Origin of the sequence: Terrirhizobium terrae, from assembly GCF_030323265.1 — a bacterium.
Classification (GTDB): Bacteria; Pseudomonadota; Alphaproteobacteria; order Rhizobiales; family Rhizobiaceae; genus Neorhizobium.
Genome location: NZ_CP104992.1, coordinates 2769350 through 2789661, shown reverse-complemented (window position 1 = coordinate 2789661; position 20312 = coordinate 2769350). Strand labels below are relative to the sequence as shown.

Below are 20312 nucleotides of genomic sequence, written 5' to 3'. Positions count from 1 at the left end.
GCTCGCTGATGCGGGAGATCCATTACTGGCTGCTCGCCGGCCGCCATGGCGCGGCGATCCGCCGCCTCGGCGTCACCGACGGCCATGTCCAGCGCATCGGCCGGGCGGTCAATGTCATGCGCACCGATTTCGCAAAACCCCTGCCGGTCGAGGAACTCGCTTCGGTCGCCGGCATGAGCCCGTCCTCCTTCCACCAGCATTTCCGCTCCGTCACCTCGCTCTCGCCGCTGCAGTTCCAGAAGCAGCTCAGGCTCATCGAGGCGCGGCGCATGATGCTCGCCGAAGGCGCCAATTCCAGCAGCGCCGCCTTCTCCGTCGGCTATGAAAGCGTCCAGCAGTTCAACCGCGAATACCGCCGCATGTTCGGCCTGCCGCCGGTCAAGGAAATCCAGACCGCGAAGTCGAGGCAGTTGGCTGCGGCGTGAGGCTCCACCACCCCTTCTCCCCCTTGCGGGGGAGATGTCACGAAGTGACAGAGGGGGTGGTGCCGCGAACTCAACTGGCAAAGGAGTGTGTGGAACCACCCCCTCTGCCCTGCCGGGCATCTCCCCCACAAGGGGGAGATCAGCCAGAGGCCTCCGAAACAATCCCGCTTGCGAACCGTTTCTATCCATTCATAGTGCACGACATCGCATCCGGAGTTCTCAATGCCTGCCCTCACCCCCGCCGACATGCCGACCAAAGCCCCCGTATTCACCGGCCTTTCCGCCTTCCCGCTGACACCCGCGGACGAAAACGGTCGTATCGACACAGACGCCCTGCAGCGCCTCGTCGCCCGTATCGTCGAGGCGAAGGCGGATTCCATCGGCCTGCTCGGCAGCACCGGCGCCTATATGTACCTGACGCGGGAAGAGCGCCGCCGGGCGGTGAAGGCTGCGGTCGAATGCGCCGCCGGCAAGGTCCCGGTCATCGTCGGCATCGGCGCGCTTCGAACCGACGAGGTCCAGGCGCTCGCCCGCGATGCCGCCGCCTCCGGCGCCGATGCACTGCTCTTCGCACCCGTCTCCTACACGCCGCTGACGGAGGAAGAAGCCTTCCACCACTACGAGGCCGCAGCTTCGGCCACCGACCTGCCGCTTGCCATCTACAACAACCCGTCGACCACGCATTTTTCTTTCAGCGAGGGCCTGATCGCCAAGCTCGCCGGCCTTGCCAATATCAGCGCGATAAAGATGCCGATCGCCAAGGAGTTCGATTTTTCCGGCGAGATCGCAAGGCTGCGCGCGGTGACGCCAAGCAGCTTTGCGATCGGCTATAGCGGCGACTGGGAATGCGGCAAGGCGATGCTGTCGGGTGCCGATTGCTGGTACAGCGTCATCGGCGGCCTGTTTCCGAAACCGTCGCTTGCGCTTACCCGCGCCGCAATGGCCGGTGACGAGGCGGAGACCGCCCGCCTCGACGCCCTCTTCCATCCACTCTGGCAGATCTTCAAGACCCATGGCAGCCTGAGGGTCGTCTATGCCGCAGCCGATATTTTAGGCCTCAAGACCGGCCTACCGCCCCGCCCGCTCCTGCCGCTCCGCGGCGACGTCCTTCTCGCCATCGAAGCAGCGATTGCAAATCTGCGGGACTAGGTATCAGGTCCCGCAGAAGGTCCGCGTCACCCGCTCGTCGGGCTTCGGCGGGGTCATGTAATCGGCAAATTCCGGCCGCTCCTGATAGGGTGTTTCCAGCGCTTCCAAAAGCTGCTCGAAGAAGGAGAAGTCGCCGTAATTGGCAGCCGATATCGCCTCCTGGATGCGGTGATTGCGTGGAATGATCGCCGGGTTGACGCCCCGTATCGCCGCCGCCCGTTCCGCAGCGTCCCGAGGCTCGGCGGCTAACCTTTCACGCCACGCGACCAGCCATTCCGCAGCCTTGGCGGGATCGGCAAAGCAGGATAGGAACCGTTCGTCCGACCCTTCCGCCGCATCCGCCAAACCACGGAAAACAAGTGTGAAATCGGCCTCCGCCTCCTGCATCGCGGTCAGCAGGTCCTGCACCAGCTGCCCGTCGCCATCAGCCGGCGTCGAAAGCCCGATCTTGGCGCGGAAAACCGCGATCCAGGCGCTCTGGAACCGCTCGCCGAATTCCTTCAAAACGCCATTCGCCGCATCCACCGCCTTGTCCTGATCCTCATCGAGAAGCGGCACGAGGCATTCCGCCAGCCTTGCGATATTCCACTGGCCGATGCCCGGCTGGTTGCGATAGGCATAACGCCCGCCCTGGTCGATCGAGGAAAACACCTTCATCTGGTGATATTCGTCGAGAAAGGCGCAGGGGCCGAAGTCGATCGTCTCGCCGGAAATCGTCATGTTGTCGGTATTCATCACGCCATGGATGAAGCCGACGCCGAGCCAGCGGGCGATCAGGTCCGCCTGCCGGAACGCTACGGCCCGCAACAGCGCGGAGTAAGAATTTTCTGTAGTCTTCAGATCGGGATAATGCCGTTCGATGACGTAATCCGAGAGCGTCTTCACACCCTCATTGTCGCCCCGCGCGGCAAAGAACTGGAACGTCCCAACCCGCACATGGCTTGCCGCGACGCGCACGAAGACCGCCCCCTGTTCCGGCATTTCGCGATAGACCTGCTCGCCGGTCGCCACCGCCGCCAGCGCCCGCGTTGCCGGGATGCCGAGCGCATGCATGGCCTCCGACACGATATATTCGCGAAGCACCGGCCCGAGCGCCGCACGCCCGTCTCCCCTTCGCGAAAACGGCGTCGGGCCTGCGCCCTTCAACTGGATGTCGCGGCGCAGACCATTGGCATCCACGACCTCGCCGAGCAGGATCGCGCGCCCATCGCCGAGCTGCGGCACGAACGAACCGAACTGGTGGCCGGCATAGGCCATGGCGATCGGCATTGCCCCCTGTGGCACGACATTGCCGGCAAGCGTCGCCGCCAGCCGGTCGGGGTCCGTAAAGTCGGCCTCGACGCCTAGCTCCTTCGCCAGTGCCTCGTTGAATTTCAAAAGCTTCGGCCCTTCGACCGGCTCGGGATAGGCCGACGCATAGAATTTTTCCGGCAGGCGGGCATAGGAATTGTCGAAATGGAACACGGGAAACTCCCTCGGGCCTCGACAGCGTCCCCGGCCGTCACTTGCCCTTCTCATCAATCATGGCCCGGATCGGACCGTTGCGCCCAATATGGGAAATCGGCGCGCCCGGACAAGCCGCAATGCGCCGTGCAGCGATCACCATCCGGTGCAAAGCCGAACCACAGCGCAGCAAGATCGATCCAAAATATTTTCCTGATGGATGAAATATCACCCGAACGGGTGAAGCGGATCGTCGCGACCTGTGGTTTCATCATCCCTGAGGCGTCGTCAGCCTCGTTTCTGACTATCCAGCCTTATTTTGCGAACCCCTCGCGTTTCCCTCGCGAGGGGCTTTTTTTTGTTTGGGTTGTTGGGACGGGATGGCGCTGCGGGCTCGGGCCAGTCTCCCCCTTGTGGGGGAGATGTCATCGGAGATGACTGAGGGGGTGGCGCGGCGAGCTCTACCGACGAAGAGTTTGCGGCTCCGCCCCGCCCTTCGCTTTCGCTACGGGCGTTCGTTGCTGCAATCGATTCACTGGATCGATTGCTCCGCTGCGCGGACCGCGCCTCACCCCCTCTGCCCTGCCGGGCATCTCCCCCACAAGGGGGAGATCAGCCAGCCGCCAGCTCACCGCCCCCTTTGCGCCGCCTCGATCGCATCGGCCATGATCTCCACGCCGCGGTCGATCTCGGCATCCGTTACCGTCAGAGCCGGGGCGATGCGGAAGACGCCGCCCATGTCGGGGAGTTTGACGATGTTCATGGAGAGACCGCGCAGCATCGCTTCCTCCATGATCTTTGCGCCGAGTTCGAAGCCGGGCGCCTTGCTGTAGCGGTTGGTGACGACTTCGAGACCGAGCAGAAGCCCGCGACCGCGCACGTCGCCGACGCATTCGAAACGTTGCTGCAGCGACAGAAGACCATCCTTGAGGCGTTTTCCGCGCGTTACCGCCTGTTCGACGAGATTGTCGCGCGCCACGACATCCAGCACCGTGACGCCGACAGCGGCCGGCAGCGGGTCGGAAACGTGGGTCGTGTAGAACAAAAAGCCCTTTTCGAAGGCTTTTTCTTCCACCGCCGCGCTGGTCATCACGGCCGCCAGCGGCAGGCCGGCGCCGAGCGTCTTCGACAGGGTCATGATATCCGGCGTCACGCCATCGCGCTGGAAGGCGAACATGTGGCCGGTGCGGCCCACGCCCGACTGCGCCTCGTCGAGGATCAGCAGCATGCCGCGCTCCTCGCATTTCTTCTTGAGCGCCGCGAGATAGCCGACCGGAAGCTCCAGAATGCCGCCGGAAGACAGGATCGGCTCGGCGATGAAGGCGGCGAGATTGCCGGTCGACTGGTTGTCGATCAGGTGGAAGGCATCGTCCAGTTCCGCCTGCCAGTCGTTCGATCCATCGGCATGCTTGAAGCGCGGGCGATAGGCATTCGGTGCCGGAATGACGAAGGAACCCGCCGAAACAGGACCATAGCCCTTACGGCCGGCGCTGTAGGTGGCCGAAGCCGCCGCTCCGGTCATGCCGTGCCAGCTCTGGGCAAAGGCGACGATCTCATGCCCGCCGGTGACGAGCTTTGCCATCCTAATCGCCGCCTCGTTGGATTCCGCACCGGTCGTCAGAAGCTGCACCCGGTCGAGCCCCGGCGCCAGCGCCGCAAGCCGTGCCGCCAACTCCACCACCGGCCGCGACAGCATGCCGGAAAAGAGATGCGCGACGGAAGCCATCTGGCGGTTCACGGTCGCCACGATATCCGGGTGGGTATGACCCAGCACGGCGCTCATCTGGCCCGACGTGAAATCGAGAATGGCACGGCCATCGGCATCGTAGACGTAAGCGCCCTCGGCACGTTCGATGATGACCTGCTCGAAGGCCGGCCCGTAACGGGTCAGGTGCTTGTTGGCATCGGCCCAGAAGGCCTTGTCGTCGTTGAGAGAGACGGATGGCTTGGCGGAATTGTCCATGGCAGCTTTCCCTTTTTGATCTGATTAGGGCAAAGCCTGCGGGCATCTGGCGCGAAAGTCCAATTGATAGTATTTCAATCCGATATTGAAAAATCTGATATCGCCACCATGCTCGACATCGCGCTTCTGAAAAACTTCGCCATCGTCGCCCGGACCGGCTCGATCAGCCTTGCAGCCGCGCAGGTCGGCCGCACCCAATCGGCGCTCAGCATGCAGATGCAGCGGCTGGCGGATGAGGTGGGGCAGGACCTGCTGCAGCGCACCGGCGCCGGCGTACGCCTGACGGCGGCGGGCGAGCGGCTGCTTGCCCATGCCGAAAGCCTGATCGCCCGGCATGACGAGATCCTGGCCGACATTGGCGGCGCAGCACTCAAGGGCGCGGTCAGCCTCGGCTGCCCAGAGGATTATTCGATCGCCTTCCTGCCGGAACTGTTGCGCGGCTTCTGTGCGGTCCATCCGGAGGTCGAACTGCGCATGGTCTGCGCGCCGACGATCGGCCTGCGCCCCCTCCTCCAGCGCCGGCAGGTCGACCTCGCGCTCGTCTCGCTGCCCGACCCCGACCATGCGCCCCATCGTGCCGATGTCATCCGCCGCGAGGATTTCGTTTGGGTGGCGGACAGGCCCGAACCCGACGTGCTTTCCAACCCCGTTCTGCCGCTCGCGCTGTCTGCGCCGATGACGCTCGACCACCGCGCCGCCTGCGATGCGATGGCTTCGGTTAACCGGCGCTACCGGGTTGCCTTCGCCAGCGACAGCCTTGCCGGCCTCATCGCGATTGCCCGCTCCGGCCATGCCGTCAGCGTGCTCACCCGCACCGCCGTGCCGCCTGACCTGCATATCGTGGCCCAGGGCCTGCCGCCGCTGCCGACCATCGGCATCGCACTGGAATTTGCCGAACATCAGCCGTCATCGGCGGCGAAGGCACTGGGCGAGCATATTCGGGCGGTGCTGCCGGGGCTGGATGATGCGGGCGGGGCGGAGCGGTTGTGAGTGGGTGGGCCTTGCAGAGTGGAGATGTCTCGATATGCAGATCGCAAATCAGGATAGCGTCGACCGCTTCCGGTCCAAGGCCGTAATTGACATTCAGTGCACCCCAATTCATCCGATATGCCATCGGAGATAGGTGATCGCCATGCAAGTCGAACTAGCCGAAACCTACGATATCAAGGCGTGGATGGATTTGGCCCAAGAGGTGGCTCCACTCTTTGGCCCGATGGATGGTTTCGAAACTGTATTGCGACGGAAAATCTGGCAAAGACAAGCTTACTGCGTTCGCTCGCCAGATCAGCGCCTTATGGGCGCCATGCTTTTTGGTGGGGTCGGCAAGGAGTTCTGGATTAGATGGCTGGCTGTTAGCCTTGACGCTAGGCGTCAGGGTGTCGGAAGGTCTCTAGTGAATACCGCCATTCTTATAACTCCTCTGGACTCGACACTCAGCGTCGATACGTTTGCGGAAGGCGAACCCGGCGCGATGGAAGCGGGTGGATTGTACCGATCCTGTGGATTTGAGCCTACCGAGAGGTGGCAAGAAAATCAGATCGTGCGCGACAGGTATAAGTGGGCGTCAGTATCCTCGGATCAGGATCAATGACAGCTTATGGCGCTTTCAGCCATTGCCGGCTTCAAGCCTCGGATGTTTGATTCGGCCAGACTGCTCAACCCAATTCCCATCCGGCACGTCCTTCGCCAGGTACGGCTACCAGCAGGTACGGGTATCAGCAAGAGACAGGGAATAGCCGGGAGAGAGAGCCAATCACCGACAGGCGACAACGCCCGCCGGTTTCGTTACTTAATCTTCCTCGCCTGATCGCGATGCCATTTGATGGCGAAGAACATGCCCGTGCCCAAGGCGAGAATCTTCAGCGGAAAGAAGACTATAGGGAACCAATCTACCCAATCCATGACGTCGGATCTTTCCAGGCGAGCGCCTGATACCATTTATCGTGAAGGTAGCACTACGCCGAAACGGCCGCATGCGACATCGGCCATGTTGACGCAGATCAAGTGACGCCGATCCCGTCACCCCGCAAAATTTCACGGGCCCCTCTAGTGCTCTCCGCACAAAGGCTCTAGCGTCCGGCCTCCCAGTTTTCTCATTGCCAGAGGCACCCATGGCCGCGCCTTCCTCTTTTGCCCGTTTCATCGAGTTCATCAGCAAGGGCATCGTTGCCGTTCGCCATTCCGGTGACGCCCCGCGCTCGCCGGTCTATGGCACGACGCCGGCCATTCCGCAGGCCAAGGCGCAGGGAATGATACCCACCCTGAAAATGCCGACGGCCAAGGGCTGGGAGGGCGACCACAAGCCGACGGCCGCGGCCGGACTGAAGGTCAATGCCTTCGCCCGCGGGCTCGTTCATCCGCGCAACATGCATGTCCTGCCGAACGGCGATGTCCTGGTGGCGGAATCGATGGGCGAACGCGGCAATCCGCAGAGCCTGTTCGACCATGCCATGTCGGCGACAATGCAGCGGGCACGCGCCGCCGGCGACAGCCCGAACCGCGTCACCCTGCTGCGCGATGCGGACGGCGACGGCGTGGCCGAGCAGAGCCATGCCTATATCGAGAATGTGCGCCAGCCCTTCGGCATCGCGCTTGTCGGCGAGACGCTTTATGTCGGCGCCAGCGACGCGTTGCTCGCCTATCCCTATGACGCCGGGTCGACGAAGATCACCGCGCCGGGCAAAAAGCTGATGGACCTCATCCCCGGCGGCCACTGGACGCGCAACCTGATCGCCAGCAAGGACGGCACCAAGCTCTATGTCGCTGTCGGCTCGCTCAGCAATATCGGCGATGCCGGCATGGCGGCGGAAGAAAACCGCGCCTGCATCTTCGAATACGACATCGCATCGGGCCAGCACCGCATCTTTGCCGGCGGATTGCGCAATCCGGTCGGTATGGCATGGGAGCCGCAAGGCGGCATGCTGTGGACCGTCGTCAACGAGCGCGACGGGCTGGGCGACGAGACGCCGCCCGACTATCTGACCTCGGTGCGCGACGGCGGCTTCTACGGCTGGCCGTTCTGCTATTGGGACCGGGTGGTCGACGACCGCGTGCCGCAGGATGCCGCCAAGGTCGCCTCCGCCCTGCAGCCCGATTATGCGCTCGGCGGCCATACCGCCTCGCTCGGGCTCTGCTACTTGCCGGAAGGCACGCTTCCCGGTTTTCCGGCCGGCATGGCGATCGGCCAGCATGGCTCGTGGAACCGCTCGAAACTCTCCGGCTACAAGCTCGCCTTCGTCGCCTTCGAGAACGGCAAGCCCGTCGGCATGCCGCGCGAAATCCTCACCGACTTCCTCTCGCCGGACGAGAAACACTCCTATGGCCGCCCGGTCGGCGTGGCGCTTGCCGCAGACGGCGCGGTGCTGATGGCGGATGACGTGGGTGACGTCATCTGGCGCGTGACGGCGGCGTGAAGGCGGGCGCGGGCAAAGCCTATTCCGGATAATCCTCCATGAGGCGGGAGAGCGTGCTGCGGCCGAGCCCACTCATCACCGGGTTCGTGTGCCTGTAGTACCAGACCAGTCCCATCGCCTGCTGGAATGCCCAGGCGGCACCCCGGTGCCACTCGAGATCGTCGGCCTGCAGGGCCTCGCGGAACATGGTCCGGGCTTCGCGATCCAGCAGATGCCATGCGGCAACGAGATCGAGCGACGGGTCGGCAGGCCCGAAGCTGCCCGTATCGAGCACGCCGACCAAATGCTCGCCATCGACCAGGAGATTTGCCGGAATAAGATCCCTGTGGCTCATGACCTCGTGCTTCGGTGACGGCAATTCCCGAAAGCCCGCCCACATGAAGCGCATGCGGGTGACATCGAGGAGCTGTTCGCTTCTGGAAAAACATTCCTCCATCCAGCCGTCATGATCGGGCAGATGCCCGCCCCGGCCGCGGCCATCGAAGGTGCGCCCGCGCAAATCCGCCTTGCGCAGCGTAGTGATCAGCCGGGCAAGGTCGAGCGCGAAGACGGATGAGCCCGACAATCCGGCCGGCGTCGCAACCTCTCCGTCAATCCAGGTCTGTATAAGCCACGGCAGCGGATAGCCGGTGCCCGGCCGCCCGAGACCGACCGGCTTCGGGCTGGCAAACGGGCAGCAGTCGTGGAACTCCGCGCTGGCTTTGGCCTCCGCCTCCAGGAGACGGGTGCATTGGTCGGGGTCCATCATCCGCAGCGGAAAGCGAGCAGCATGAGACGCGCCGATGCGGAAGATCGCATTGGTGGTGCCGGCCGTGGCCAGCTCGACGATCTCCTCGCCTTCGAGCTGCGGAAACTGGTCGGCGATCAGGCGTGCGACCTGGGCTGCTTTGATCTCTATCTGATCGCTGTGCATATCGCCCCTGAAAACCTGCGTCTGATAGACGCTCGTCCGAAACCCGCCGGGCTGGCAACGGTTGAACGTCATGAAAGCATGGTATCATCGCCTTCAGGTTGTGCGATTAATCTAGGCAGAACGAGAGCGGACGTTTGGCCGCAGGCCGTCACTCCGCAAAAGCATCGGAACGGTCGCGACCTACGGCTTTGTCCAGCTCTTATTCGCAAACACCACCGCATTGAAGAGTTCGTTTGCCACGCCCCTGCAGGCGGCTTTGTGAACGTAAGAAGTAACTTTGCGCCATTCGTGGCCGTCAGCAGTACCGGTTGCACCATCGACCATTTCAGGCTTTCCAGTATGCTTACGCCAGTCCCGCCATTCATTCCGATATGCCGCAGCGAGACGGGCAACATCTCGTGTGGACCCAATCTCTTTGTCGGTTTTTCTGGGGTCGAAAAGCAAGTCGTACGTGTCTGAATAATCCCTTTCGTCCCATCGGACATCGAAGGAATCGTTGAACCAGATAGCCACACCGTCACGGAACCAAGTATGCCGTGGCCGCAGTCCGCGCCCCTTCTCTTTCACAAGCGACTTGCATGTCCCATAGGAGTTCGAAGAGTTGCAGTAGCTTTCGACCACACTGCCTGCCACGGGAAACTGCGCACCGTTTCCTTTAACGACCTTTATTCGCAATTTTTCCAAGCAGTTGGGCATCGCCGCGTCTTCCGCACCATTGAGCCGGCACGCATTGATGCTCCAGGCCGCAAGTTGCTTTGCCGAAGGATTTAACACGATGACCTCAGCGGCCAAAGCCGGGAATATGCCCGCCCCGGCATCGGCATTTTCATATTTGCAACGCTTGGTCGGAAAGCCTTCATAGCCGGGAACCTCGACGTCCCCGCATGCATCTTTCGTCGCGCCTTCCATGTAGCGCGCACGGGTCGTCTTCGACCATGCGGTAACTGCTTTAGCAAAAAAGCGATCCTTTTCCGGAAAGGACACTACAACGTCAACGGGCGCACAACTGAACTCGGCGGACGCTGGCGACGTTGCACCAACTAATATCGCTATGACGACGGAGCAGGCGGTCACGATATCTGCTTTTGTCATGCTTCAAGGCCCCAAGCGCCAGAGGGTGCGGCTACCGTCGCCAATCGGATCCTCGACCATGTTGCTGACATCCGGAATATACTGTTCCGGCCTCCAGTTGTATTTCGGCGCAATGGTGCGCAGCCACTTCCGCGCAGCGGTCTTGCGATCGACGCCGTTCTTCAGGTCGACTCCATAGGTTACCGTCGCTGCCTTGTAATGCGAAGCAAATTTCAACCGCGAGGCGACGAAGTCGATCGCCTCGGCACGAGTTTTAAACGCCGGATAGATATTACCTTTATCCTCGAGCGGCTGGCACCACAGCTTAAATTTCTTACGGCCGGCAGCAATTGTGTCGCCTGGCCATTTGAACGCCAGGATGTTGTTAGATTTAATAGCAATACGGGTAAATCCATATCCGGATTCTACGATCGCCATCGCTGCAAGGATTGGGGCTGGCACACCCCACTTGCGTTCGGCATCAACGGCAGGCGCCGATACCTCCTCGACAAAGGAGACTTTTTCTGCTGACGTTGGAGATCGAACAGGGTTGTAGCACCATGGACCAATGCCCTGTCGATCTACTTGCTCCGAATTTGCGCTCGTCGGGAGAAATATTGACATTGCTATAAGCCACAAGGCTAGAAGTCGCATACTCTACCCTACGTGTTTGGGGTGACTTTCGTGCTCTACTTTATCGTGTAAATGGAAAATGACAAGGCACCTCGGTCTTCGTCGACCATTGCAGAGCGAGAACCGATAGTGGTGGCTAGTTTCCGTTATATAGTGGGCCAAACCTGGCAACGCATTATTGACCTCACCGCATCAGTTCCGACAACTCCAAGCAGCAGACATCCTCCAACTCAAACTCGGAGAGATCGTTTCTCGGCAAACTTGTCCTTTTACCGCCATCCAGAATCGGATGGCGCATCACCTGAAGCGAATGTCTGGCGTTAGCGCCATGCGAGCGCCATTCCTTGACGGGTCCTACCGCCACTTTTTACCGTCATCCCTCACCAACCCGCAACCTCCCCGCGAGCCCGTTTCCGCTTCACATAGGCCGCCGGCCATTTGCGGGTGTCGCGCATGGTCGGTCCGCGGACATAGTGTTCGATCCAGGGTGTTTCGAGCCAGAAGGAAGCGTATCCGGCGCCTGGCGGAGACGGTTGGCGACGGCGGCCTGGAACAGGGTATGGCCTGAATTCTCGTAGCCGTCATAACCGCCCGCGCCGACGCCCTTCACCAGCCAGCCTTCGGCCAGCATCGTCTGCAGCACCGGCAGGCGTTCGGGCGTGTGGATCAGGAAGAAGGCGAGCCGCGCGCCCTTGGCAAGCGCATAGTGCTGCAGACCGTCGAGATACCAGTCCACCTGCGGATGGGTGTTGGAATAGATATGCAGATTATAAGTGGCTAGCGCCTGCGACATGGCCTCGGCGAAACGGGGATTGTCCTCGCCGAACCCGGCAAGCGTAAGGACGTCATCAAGAGACAGGCGGGACTGGAATGCGATGTCGATCAACTCCGGCAGGGTGTCGAGGCCGAAATGGGCGGCCGCCGCCTTGCGGCAATCACCGCGGTCGAAGGTCGCCAGCATGGCGAAGATCGGATCGGCGATCGCGCGGTCTATCTCCGACAGGCGCCGAAGGATTTCAGGTCCGAAGCCGCAGCGCAGCATGATCCAGGTCAGGTTGACGTAGTCGCCGGCATGGGCGTCGTTCACATGCGGCCCATCCTCAGGGCAATGAAGATAGTCGAATTTGCCGCGGATCCACTCGAACCGCATGGGAAAGACCTTCGGCCTTGCGATGCAGGCGATGAAGGCATCGACATCGAAGGCTGCCCCTTCGATCAGGTCGAACAGAAAGGCGGCGGCCGCCGGCGCATCGAAGAACTGGCCGGCATGGGTAGGGGCCGAAGGCCTAAAATCCGCCGGAACATAGCCGTCGCCCACATGCTTGCCGTACCACTCCATCAGCGGCGATGCCTCGAAGGCCGCCTTGGCGACGATATGGGCATCATCGCCACCGCCGCGGAAGGGACGGACGCGATAGATGGCGTCACCCGGCGCAATGAGCTTGCGGCTGAGCGCGCAGCGCTTGCCGGCGCGGCCGGAAAGCTGCGTTTCCTCGACGGAGGCGAAGGGTTCCGGCTGCGGGCCATCGTTGCTGCGCGGGCGCGGCGTCATGTAGCGTGCGTTCACCTCCTGATAGGCGGCAACGTCTTCGAGCGGGGCGAGCCAGTCGAGCTGCCCCATCTTCTTCGTCCACCACATGGCTTCGGCCCGGTCGCGGTCGAAGCGCCACAGCATGTCATAGCCGCGGCGCACGAGGTCGCGTATGCCGGCAACCGCATCGTCGATGCGCCCCGCATGGGACAAAGCGCAGATGGCGTTGAAGCTGTAGTGCTGCCGGTTCTCGATCGGCCATGCCGCTTGCGCCCTGGCGTCCACGAAGGAAGCTGCCTCCGCGGTCCTGCCCGCCTTCAGCGCCGCGACCAGATATTCGGCATAGGCCCACCAGGTGATTTCCCGCGTCTCGTCCAGCCTGCTAGGCTCGACGAGTTCGTGCAGCATGGCATATGTCCAGTCGATCGCAGACGGCACATTCGGGAGCGTGACGGGCCCGAGACGATGATCCGCGGCAAGTGCGGCAAGCAGCCCCAGCGCGTCTTCGGTAAAGGTGTCGGGCAGGAGATCATGCGGCTTTGCCGCCTTTTGCAGGTCGCGCAGCGCGGTTGCCGCATCCTGCCACTGGCGGGCGGAAAGCAGCGCTTCCACCACGATGATGCGCAGGTTGGGATAGGAGGAGAGCGCATCGCCCAGAGCCGAATGGCGCACATACATGCGATGCCCGCGCAGATGCGCCGCGGCATAGGCCGCCAGTGCCGCTTCGATGAAGACCCAGGCTTCATCCCCCGGCGCGGAACGGATTAGCGCGCGGGCGCCGAGAAAGATGCCGAGTGCTCCCTGCGGCGGCAGCGCCGGCTGGTCGGCTTTGCCGCCCTCCAGTCGCGGCGACATGGAAGTCAGCCATGCGAAATCCACCGTCAGTGCCCCGGCAATGCGCCGGTCGTCGCCATCGGCGAGCAGTCCTTCCAGCAATGTCATGCGTTCATCCGTGTCGATGCGATGTGATCAGTGCCGCGGCACTATTCCCGATCGGCATCGCGATCACAACCGGCGAAAGGCTGGCCGCCCTTTCAATCCGCCCCCTCACCCGGCCATGTCCACCGGTCCCAACCTCACCGTCGGGTCGAGGCTGATCTGGTCGCGGCCGCGCATCTTGGCGGCGTAGAGGGCAAGGTCGGCGCGGCGGTAGAGATCGTCGGCCTTGTCGCCGGCCTCGCCGCAGGTAATGCCGGCCGAAAACGTGTAGCGGAAGCTGATCTGCTCGGGCAGCGGGCGCGACTGGCGCACGGCATCCAGCATGCGGCCGACCACGCCTTCCGCCTCCTCCGGCCCGGTATGGGGCAGTACGAGGATGAATTCCTCGCCGCCGACACGGCCGAGCACGTCGGTCTTGCGCACGAGGCGCTGCAGCGTGCCGGCAAAATCCTTCAAGACCGCGTCGCCCACCGAATGGCCGAAGCGGTCGTTGATATATTTGAAATTGTCGATATCGAGCACGGCGATGCAGCCGAACGCACCCCATTGGCCGGTGCCGGCCTCCAGGAACTCGTGCAGCTTGGCCATGACGAAGCGGCGGCTCGGAATGCCGGTCAGTTCGTCGGTCTGCGAGGCCTTGATGGCGTCGTCGCGGTCCTGCCTCAGCGTGCGCTCGTCGGATCGGATCGAGGTGATGTCGCTTGCCACGCACAGCATCCAGCCGTCGGCCTGCATGGTTTCGGTCATCCACAGCCAGCGGCCGTCATGGAGATCGGTCTCGAAGGCGCGGAAACCCGCCTTGCCGCGCCGTGCCGTGGTCGAGATGAGCCAGGCCTCGAAATCCTTGGCCTTGACCACCGTGCCGCGCTTTTCGCGGTGGTTGCGCCGCATCAAGTCCGGCCAGAGCGGCTGCTCGCCCTCGGCCACGAACCACGCCGCGCGAAAAGCGCGGTTGGCATAACGGAGCCTGTCCTCCTGGTCGTATACCCCGACCAGGACGCCTGCCGTCTCCATCAGCCGGGCAGCCTGCAGCATCGCTTCACTATCGTCCAAGGGCTTCATGTCCTCAAGGAAAGGGATTTCCTTGTATCAGCATGTAAGCATGAGTTGTGAAGGATATGTTAGAGGAATTGTTCCAAGCCGAGGGAAGATGCGGGATTTATCGGGGTACACCGTGACGAGGCGGCTCCCGCATAGTGGTTCGCGGCAAAGATCGCTAAGGTCAGGGTGCCACTACGTCAGCGTCAAGAGACAGGACATGGGATGATAAGATATTTTGCTAGTGCATCATGGCCGGGACCCTGTGTCGCCCTGCTACTCCTGTCCGGCATTTCGACCGTCGGTGCCGAGGAGGTATCTGCGTGGATAGGAGAAGCTGAGGGCTTCAAGGCCACGTCCCTGTGCAGCAATTCTGAACTCGAAATCGTCTCACCACCCTATTCGACGGAAAACCGCCTTGCTGATGAGGGGATGTGCGGCAAGGTCTACGTCTTCAACGACAGCGACTCCGGCGATCGGGTAGCTTTCGCTGGAGCACTGTTGTTCGATCCTGTCATTACCGCGCAAAAGCGCCCTGTCGCTCGCCGGCAGCTGATCGAAGCTCGCCAAGGCGGGAGGCGGCGAAAATCTTCGGCTAGACTTCACGGATATTTCGACCAGTGTTGCCGAGGGCTTTTCGTTCGAACGGATCCGCATGCGGTCGAACGGCGTGGAAGGCCCCGCAGGATCGATGTCATGGCATGTCGGCATCCGCGATCTGGGTCGGCGGACAGTTATAATATTCAACGGCATCACCGATCTGGCAGAGCAGCAAGATACGTTGTCTGACGAAGAGAAGAAGTCGGCGACCGAGCTTCTGGCCGAGCTTTCTCGATGGCAAGCGGAAAGCCTCGGACGTATCAAGCAGACGGCACAAGCTCCCTGAAGCTGTACCCCAAGCCGCGTTCATCCGATTTCGTCAGATAGCATAGGCCGGTGCCGGCAGCGTGGTCGGTTTCGGATTTTGCGCCACCCATTCCACCGAGAGTTCGCAAAGCCGCCGGGTGTCTCCGAACTTGCGCTTCACCTCGCTTATGATCGCGGTCGCTTCCTTCAGATCGTCGGCCGGCAGGGATTTTGCCGAGCCGAGATGGGTAAGCAGCGCATCGGCCATCCGCTTGTAGTCGTCGCCCCAGTTGATGCCGCCATTGCCGTCGAGTTCGCGTGCGATGCGGCCGGAAATGCGGATGACCTCGCCCTGGACGGTGTCGGCTGCACCGCTCGATGGCACGAGCAGTTCCCACAGTTCCTGGTGCCGGTCCTGCCAGGTATCGGCCTTCGCCACGATCGGCGACTTGCCGTCATGCATGCTGCGGCGCGGCACCGGCGGCACGCCGAACAGTTCATAGAGCCGGTCGAGCGCGGCACTTGCGACATCCCGGCTTTCCGGGTTGTAGCCCTGGCGATGGAACTCGAAATTTTCGCCTATGCGCGTCACGAAATCCCGCATCTGATCGGTGATCCGGTCGTCACTCTTCTCCCTGCACCAAACAGGCGGGAGGCGAATTTGCGAAGGGCGGATGGCTCGGGCGGCGATGGCGGCAGGAGAAGCGCCGCCATGTCCGCCATCGCCTCGATCCGCGCGGTGATGCAGCGGCGTCTCGCCATAGCTGTCCGGGGCAGAAATATCCGCGCCGTTTTCGACCAGCCAGCGCGCCACCTCATCCGGCAGGTCGTTGAAGGCGAGCGCGGTGCGCTTGGTCGCGCCGCCATAGGCATTGACGTCGCATGTGTCGAACACCGCCCTTACCGCTGCGACATCGCCTGCCTCCAGCAAAGCTTCGAAATCCTTGGGCAACGTCTTCTTCTTCTTCGGCTTGGCCATCGCGAAAGGAGATCCGTTCGAAAAGCGGGCGGGACGCCCTTTGTGGAGACAAGCGACAAATGTCGCGAAGGATGGGCAATTTCAATGGGGGCTATGGCAGCAGCGACGAGGCGGATGATGGTGTGCTGCAGGCGCGGCTCGAAGGCGAAATCGGGCACGATAGCCCCTCCGGCCCAATGCCTGCTATGGGCCGGAGGCGGTCATCAGGACCAGCGGCGATTACGCTTCAGCAACTCTCTCCAACAGCAGCCCGTAAGCGAGCTTGGCTCGCTCGAATGCCTCAACACGGTAAAACTCATCCGGCGCGTGGAGGTTTTCATCCGCGTGGGCGAAACCGAACATAGTCGCATGGACCCCGGTTGCCTGCTGGAGTGTGGTCATGACCGAGATCGAGCCTCCCAATCGGGTTCGATAGGGCTTCTTTCCATAGATTTCCTCGAGGACTTCAGCGGCGATTTCGGTCGAGACGTGTCCACGCGGTACTGAGAAGGGATCACCCCAACTGCTGTTTCTTCTGACCTCGGCGCTCAGCCCGGCCGGGCAATGCTTTTCGACGTGCGCACGGACGGCGTCGAGAATTTTGCCCGGCTCTTGTGCTGCTACGAGACGGCATGTCAACTTTGCTCTTGCCCCTGCGGGCAGGACGGTTTTACCTCCATCGCCTTGCCAGCCGGAAGTCAATCCATTGACGTCGAGTGTTGGCCTTGCCCATAGACGTTCGCGGGTGGAGTATCCGGGCTCTCCAAAGGTCGCTGACGCGCCAGTTTCTGCCAGATAATCGATCTCATTATATGGGACGCGGGCGATTTCGACGCGGTCCTCATCGGTGAGAGCGATCACGTCGTCATAAAAACCATCGACGGTTACGACGCCATCGACAGATTTCATCGACGCCAGCAATTGAGCCAATCCCATTGCCGGATTGGCTATGCCACCACCATGAAGGCCTGAATGCTGATCCGATCGCGGGCCGCGCACGATGATCTCGAATGCGATGATGCCCTTCAGTGCCTCGACCAATTGTGGTTGGTCCGGCGCCCACTGGAGGCCGTCGGCGGAGAAGATCATGTCGCAAGCCAGGCGGTCTGCATGCCGGTCGACGAATTTCGGCATATCGGGAGAGCCGATCTCCTCCTGACCTTCGAATAGAAATTTGACGTTCACCGGCAAACTGCCTTTGGTCTTGAGCATGGCTTCCACCGCCAGGATCGGAGCCAGCATATTGCCTTTGTCGTCGGTCGCCCCTCGCCCATAAACGCGGCCATCACGCACGTCCGGTTCAAAAGGCGGCGTGGTCCACAGCTCGAAAGGTTCCGCCGGCTGGACGTCGAAGTGACCGTAGATCATGACAGTCGGCCTGCTCGGTCCGGCATCCAGCCATGAGCCGAAGACGACCGGATGCGCATCCGTCTCAAGAATTTCAGCATTGCCGATACCAGCGGATTTCATGCGATCGACAACCCAGTCAGCTGCACGGCGTATCTCCGGCATGTGATCAGGGCGGGCAGACACAGAAGGAATTCGGATGAAGTCGAGAAGGTCTTCGAGATGGGCTTCCTGCCGTTCGCGCAGGTAAGTCCGCCAATCGTCTTCGTTCATGACCATAATGCGTCTCCCTCTATTCTCGGCGTAGGCTATTGAATGATATCTCGCTCGGGCGCAACCGCGGGAAGGAAGGTTGAGGCGTGCCTGGGCATTTGGGAACCAAGTGCCATTTTGGACTACTCGCGTTCACGAACATGATCGGCTAAATGCTTCAGCTTGAAGTGGGAGAGAGCTGTTGGCTGCGACGAAAAACGTACAATACACCGTATTCCAGGGGCGCGCTGGCGACCATAATGACCTGGCTATCCCCGGCGCTAAGGCCATTGCCGACGAGTTGGAACGCCGAACCGGTGTAGCTTCGGTCGTCATCGGAACGCCTGAGCCAGCTTTAAACGTCGGCTGGCGTGAGGAGCTTGATGCAGCCTTGCCCTCTCTCAAGCAAATGCAGTCTCGGCTCGACGATGTTTTGGCAGCAGGCTCCGTGCCTATCTCCGCGACCAGCCGCTGCGCTGTTTCACTTGCTACGCTTCCTGCCGTCGCCAAACATCACCCCGACGTGACCATCGTCTGGTTCGATTCACACGGCGACCTCAATCCGCCCGAAGCCAGCACCACCGGTTATCTGGGAGGCTTGGCCTTCGCGGGACCTCTCGGCCTGTGGGATTCAGGCTTGGGGTCCGGTTTGAACCTCGATCAGGTTGTTCTGGTCGGGCAACGTGACCTTGATCCGTACGAGGTGGAACTGATCGAGCAGCACGGCATCCCTCACATCAAACAAGGCGCTGACTTTGCCGTCGAGCTAAAGGAAGCCATCGCAGGTCGCTCGATTTATGTGCATCTAGACTGCGATGTTCTCGAACCGGGGATCGTTCCCACCGACTACAAACACGAGGGTGGTCTCTCGCTCGGAGACCTCCACACATGCTGCGAGATTATCGCGGAGCAAAATTTCGTCGGCATGGAAATCGCCGAGTTCCAAAACTCCTGGGAGATCGATGGCCCACCAGTTTCGCCAACCGCCCTGATCGACGCATTGGAGCCTCTTTTGAAGTCACGATCGCTTTAGCCCACCAGCCCGCTTTGGGCCGAAGACGGTCATGTCGCCAAAGCGCCAAAATCGGCCATCACGGCTGTTCTCCGGCAAGACGGCCCTCATCCTCGTCACGGAGTTTAGTCAGATAGTCCCGCAACATGGATGCTCGTCTGGGTCTGAAGCTCTTACCTGTCATTCGGACCGACATAGTCCTGTCGACCCTGAACATTCGGAAATCGTCTCGAAGGCAACACCAGGAAAGCACCGTCAGCGTCCTGCCAGTGTAGACGATGGCAAGTGGTAGGATTGCGCGTTCGCTGATGGTTTGATCCTTGTCCTGATAGCGGATTTCCAACACCTCCTCCTGCCATGTTGCCTGACGGATGGTGTCAATGTGGTCCGTCGCCACATCACGCGCATCTGGATGATATACCTGTGATATGGCATGGAAGAGGTTCTGTTCGCGATCGTCGGGCAGAGAAGCCCCAACTTTTCCCATCACCGATGTGGCAGCCTTTGCCAAGGTCGGATCGCCCATGTGCCTTACTTGTGCCATACCGAGAGCGATCGCTTCGATCTCTTCGCGACTGAAAGTCTGCGGCGGCAGCGCAAAGTCTTCCGTCAGCCTGTATCCATAGCCGCGCTCCCCTCAATCCTTGCCCCGGCAGCCCGCAGGCTATCGATATCCCGATAGAGCGAACGAAGCGACACACCCGTCTCATCGGCCAATCGCATGGCCGTGATCGGTGCGGACATCGTCCGCATTGCCTGGAGAAGTCGCAAAAGTCTGTCTGCCCGCGCCATAACTCAACTGCCGTAAACTGTCAGTTGGCTGACACTACATGAGCACCATCGAAACTGCATCAGAAAAGGATACGTTATGCTCGCAGCCTTCGCCGATATTCACTGGATTGCCGTGATTGCGGGAACACTAGTCTTCACCGTGCTCGGTGGTCTATATTTCATGGTGCTGGTGCCGAAGCAGTATCTTTACGTGACTGGTCGAGAGAATTTGCCGAAGGAAAAGCAGGCAGTTTCAGGCTCGATTTTCATCGTTGGCCCTATGCTGTGCTCCTTGGTGGTTGTCATCGCAGATGCCTACCTTATTGCAGTAGTCGGAATTGTGTCCGTCGCAGATGCAACGCTCCTAGGGCTAATTGTCGGGCTTGGGTTCCTCGTCCCTATGACTTTCAACATTGCTATCAACCCGCTGTTTCCCCGCCCCATCCAATACGGCCTATTGAACGCCCCCTATTTTTTGTCAGCGAACCTGATCGCCTGCATCCTGATCGTCACCATCCCGTTCTAGCCAGCTGCTAAACGCCATGGTGTGAAGCTTGTCATCAGATTGGAAGAATGCTGAGTGTGCCCGCTAACGGATGGTCTGCTTC

The 20312-nt window shown here is 61.3% G+C and carries 17 protein-coding genes and 1 pseudogene; 8 read left to right on the top strand and 10 right to left on the bottom strand.

The features are described 5' to 3' along the window. Positions 1-8: 8 nt before the first annotated feature. Complete coding sequence (locus N7E02_RS29860; RefSeq protein WP_353622923.1) at positions 9-425, top strand: helix-turn-helix domain-containing protein; 417 nt, start codon at positions 9-11, stop codon at positions 423-425. A 222-nt stretch (positions 426-647) separates the two neighbouring features. Beyond that, on the top strand, positions 648-1574 hold the full coding sequence (locus N7E02_RS21560) for a dihydrodipicolinate synthase family protein (RefSeq protein ID WP_286579654.1): 927 nt from the start codon (positions 648-650) through the stop codon (positions 1572-1574). Between the two features lie 3 nt (positions 1575-1577). Here the strand turns inward: N7E02_RS21560 and N7E02_RS21555 are convergent, their stop codons facing one another. Together N7E02_RS21555 and N7E02_RS21550 are read right to left on the bottom strand one after the other, a co-directional pair. Continuing rightward, positions 1578-3092 (bottom strand): protein adenylyltransferase SelO, encoded by a 1515-nt coding sequence (locus tag N7E02_RS21555; RefSeq protein ID WP_286579653.1) that lies wholly within the window; start codon positions 3090-3092, stop codon positions 1578-1580. A gap of 553 nt (positions 3093-3645) precedes the next feature. Continuing rightward, complete coding sequence (locus tag N7E02_RS21550; protein ID WP_286579652.1) at positions 3646-4980, bottom strand: aspartate aminotransferase family protein; 1335 nt, start codon at positions 4978-4980, stop codon at positions 3646-3648. A gap of 108 nt (positions 4981-5088) precedes the next feature. On the opposite strand from N7E02_RS21550, the gene N7E02_RS21545 reads away from it, so the two are divergent. The 3 genes from N7E02_RS21545 to N7E02_RS21535 all read left to right on the top strand — a co-directional run bounded on the left by N7E02_RS21545 (position 5089) and on the right by N7E02_RS21535 (position 8393). After that, entirely contained in the window at positions 5089-5970 is an 882-nt protein-coding gene (locus N7E02_RS21545) for a LysR family transcriptional regulator (RefSeq protein ID WP_286583974.1), read from the top strand. A 142-nt stretch (positions 5971-6112) separates the two neighbouring features. Beyond that, positions 6113-6571 (top strand): GNAT family N-acetyltransferase, encoded by a 459-nt coding sequence (locus tag N7E02_RS21540; RefSeq protein ID WP_286579650.1) that lies wholly within the window; start codon positions 6113-6115, stop codon positions 6569-6571. Between the two features lie 520 nt (positions 6572-7091). Then, entirely contained in the window at positions 7092-8393 is a 1302-nt protein-coding gene (locus N7E02_RS21535; protein ID WP_286579649.1) for a PQQ-dependent sugar dehydrogenase, read from the top strand. Between the two features lie 19 nt (positions 8394-8412). Here the strand turns inward: N7E02_RS21535 and N7E02_RS21530 are convergent, their stop codons facing one another. The 5 genes from N7E02_RS21530 to N7E02_RS21510 all read right to left on the bottom strand — a co-directional run bounded on the left by N7E02_RS21530 (position 8413) and on the right by N7E02_RS21510 (position 14542). Beyond that, positions 8413-9378: an aminoglycoside phosphotransferase family protein gene (locus N7E02_RS21530; RefSeq protein WP_353622837.1), complete on the bottom strand. Its 966-nt coding sequence runs from the start codon at positions 9376-9378 to the stop codon at positions 8413-8415. A gap of 108 nt (positions 9379-9486) precedes the next feature. After that, positions 9487-10398 carry a hypothetical protein gene (locus tag N7E02_RS21525; RefSeq protein WP_286579647.1) on the bottom strand — a complete coding sequence of 304 codons (912 nt, stop codon included), beginning with the start codon at positions 10396-10398 and terminating at the stop codon, positions 9487-9489. Between the two features lie 3 nt (positions 10399-10401). Next, positions 10402-11001: a glucosaminidase domain-containing protein gene (locus tag N7E02_RS21520; RefSeq protein ID WP_286579646.1), complete on the bottom strand. Its 600-nt coding sequence runs from the start codon at positions 10999-11001 to the stop codon at positions 10402-10404. A gap of 427 nt (positions 11002-11428) precedes the next feature. Next, the gene (locus N7E02_RS21515; protein ID WP_286579645.1) at positions 11429-13483 is read right to left on the bottom strand and encodes a hypothetical protein; all 2055 of its coding nucleotides are present in this window, start codon (positions 13481-13483) and stop codon (positions 11429-11431) included. A 105-nt stretch (positions 13484-13588) separates the two neighbouring features. Continuing rightward, positions 13589-14542, bottom strand: a complete 954-nt coding sequence (locus N7E02_RS21510) for a GGDEF domain-containing protein (RefSeq protein ID WP_286579644.1) — start codon at positions 14540-14542, stop codon at positions 13589-13591. Positions 14543-15173: 631 nt separating this feature from the next. Between N7E02_RS21510 and N7E02_RS21505 the strand changes: the two genes are divergently transcribed. Continuing rightward, the gene (locus N7E02_RS21505) at positions 15174-15404 is read left to right on the top strand and encodes a hypothetical protein (protein ID WP_286579643.1); all 231 of its coding nucleotides are present in this window, start codon (positions 15174-15176) and stop codon (positions 15402-15404) included. A gap of 33 nt (positions 15405-15437) precedes the next feature. Here the strand turns inward: N7E02_RS21505 and N7E02_RS21500 are convergent, their stop codons facing one another. Both N7E02_RS21500 and N7E02_RS21495 read right to left on the bottom strand, forming a co-directional pair. Continuing rightward, positions 15438-16343 (bottom strand): ankyrin repeat domain-containing protein, encoded by a 906-nt coding sequence (locus N7E02_RS21500; protein WP_286579642.1) that lies wholly within the window; start codon positions 16341-16343, stop codon positions 15438-15440. A gap of 219 nt (positions 16344-16562) precedes the next feature. Beyond that, entirely contained in the window at positions 16563-17948 is a 1386-nt protein-coding gene (locus N7E02_RS21495; RefSeq protein WP_286579641.1) for a dipeptidase, read from the bottom strand. Between the two features lie 175 nt (positions 17949-18123). On the opposite strand from N7E02_RS21495, the gene N7E02_RS21490 reads away from it, so the two are divergent. Further along, positions 18124-18954 (top strand): arginase family protein, encoded by an 831-nt coding sequence (locus N7E02_RS21490; RefSeq protein ID WP_286579640.1) that lies wholly within the window; start codon positions 18124-18126, stop codon positions 18952-18954. A gap of 58 nt (positions 18955-19012) precedes the next feature. Here N7E02_RS21490 and N7E02_RS21485 read toward each other — a convergent pair. Then, positions 19013-19725: pseudogene (locus N7E02_RS21485) on the bottom strand (helix-turn-helix transcriptional regulator). 76 nt (positions 19726-19801) lie between these two features. Here N7E02_RS21485 and N7E02_RS21480 point away from each other — a divergent pair. Then, the gene (locus N7E02_RS21480) at positions 19802-20230 is read left to right on the top strand and encodes a DUF1761 domain-containing protein (RefSeq protein WP_286579639.1); all 429 of its coding nucleotides are present in this window, start codon (positions 19802-19804) and stop codon (positions 20228-20230) included. The last annotated feature ends 82 nt before the right edge of the window (positions 20231-20312 follow it).

Excerpts from the sequence above, each read along its gene's own strand:
- N7E02_RS21530 (WP_353622837.1), bottom strand. The coding sequence starts at position 9,378 with ATGACGTTCAACCGTTGCCAGCCCGGCGGGTTTCGGACGAGCGTCTAT.
- N7E02_RS21520 (WP_286579646.1), bottom strand. The coding sequence starts at position 11,001 with ATGTCAATATTTCTCCCGACGAGCGCAAATTCGGAGCAAGTAGATCGA.
- N7E02_RS21560 (WP_286579654.1), top strand. The coding sequence starts at position 648 with ATGCCTGCCCTCACCCCCGCCGACATGCCGACCAAAGCCCCCGTATTC.
- N7E02_RS21525 (WP_286579647.1), bottom strand. The coding sequence starts at position 10,398 with ATGACAAAAGCAGATATCGTGACCGCCTGCTCCGTCGTCATAGCGATA.
- N7E02_RS21480 (WP_286579639.1), top strand. The coding sequence starts at position 19,802 with ATGCTCGCAGCCTTCGCCGATATTCACTGGATTGCCGTGATTGCGGGA.
- N7E02_RS29860 (WP_353622923.1), top strand. The coding sequence starts at position 9 with ATGCGGGAGATCCATTACTGGCTGCTCGCCGGCCGCCATGGCGCGGCG.
- N7E02_RS21505 (WP_286579643.1), top strand. The coding sequence starts at position 15,174 with ATGCGGTCGAACGGCGTGGAAGGCCCCGCAGGATCGATGTCATGGCAT.
- N7E02_RS21545 (WP_286583974.1), top strand. The coding sequence starts at position 5,089 with ATGCTCGACATCGCGCTTCTGAAAAACTTCGCCATCGTCGCCCGGACC.
- N7E02_RS21540 (WP_286579650.1), top strand. The coding sequence starts at position 6,113 with ATGCAAGTCGAACTAGCCGAAACCTACGATATCAAGGCGTGGATGGAT.
- N7E02_RS21510 (WP_286579644.1), bottom strand. The coding sequence starts at position 14,542 with ATGAAGCCCTTGGACGATAGTGAAGCGATGCTGCAGGCTGCCCGGCTG.
- N7E02_RS21555 (WP_286579653.1), bottom strand. The coding sequence starts at position 3,092 with ATGAGAAGGGCAAGTGACGGCCGGGGACGCTGTCGAGGCCCGAGGGAG.
- N7E02_RS21495 (WP_286579641.1), bottom strand. The coding sequence starts at position 17,948 with ATGGTCATGAACGAAGACGATTGGCGGACTTACCTGCGCGAACGGCAG.
- N7E02_RS21500 (WP_286579642.1), bottom strand. The coding sequence starts at position 16,343 with ATGGCCAAGCCGAAGAAGAAGAAGACGTTGCCCAAGGATTTCGAAGCT.
- N7E02_RS21515 (WP_286579645.1), bottom strand. The coding sequence starts at position 13,483 with ATGACATTGCTGGAAGGACTGCTCGCCGATGGCGACGACCGGCGCATT.
- N7E02_RS21535 (WP_286579649.1), top strand. The coding sequence starts at position 7,092 with ATGGCCGCGCCTTCCTCTTTTGCCCGTTTCATCGAGTTCATCAGCAAG.
- N7E02_RS21550 (WP_286579652.1), bottom strand. The coding sequence starts at position 4,980 with ATGGACAATTCCGCCAAGCCATCCGTCTCTCTCAACGACGACAAGGCC.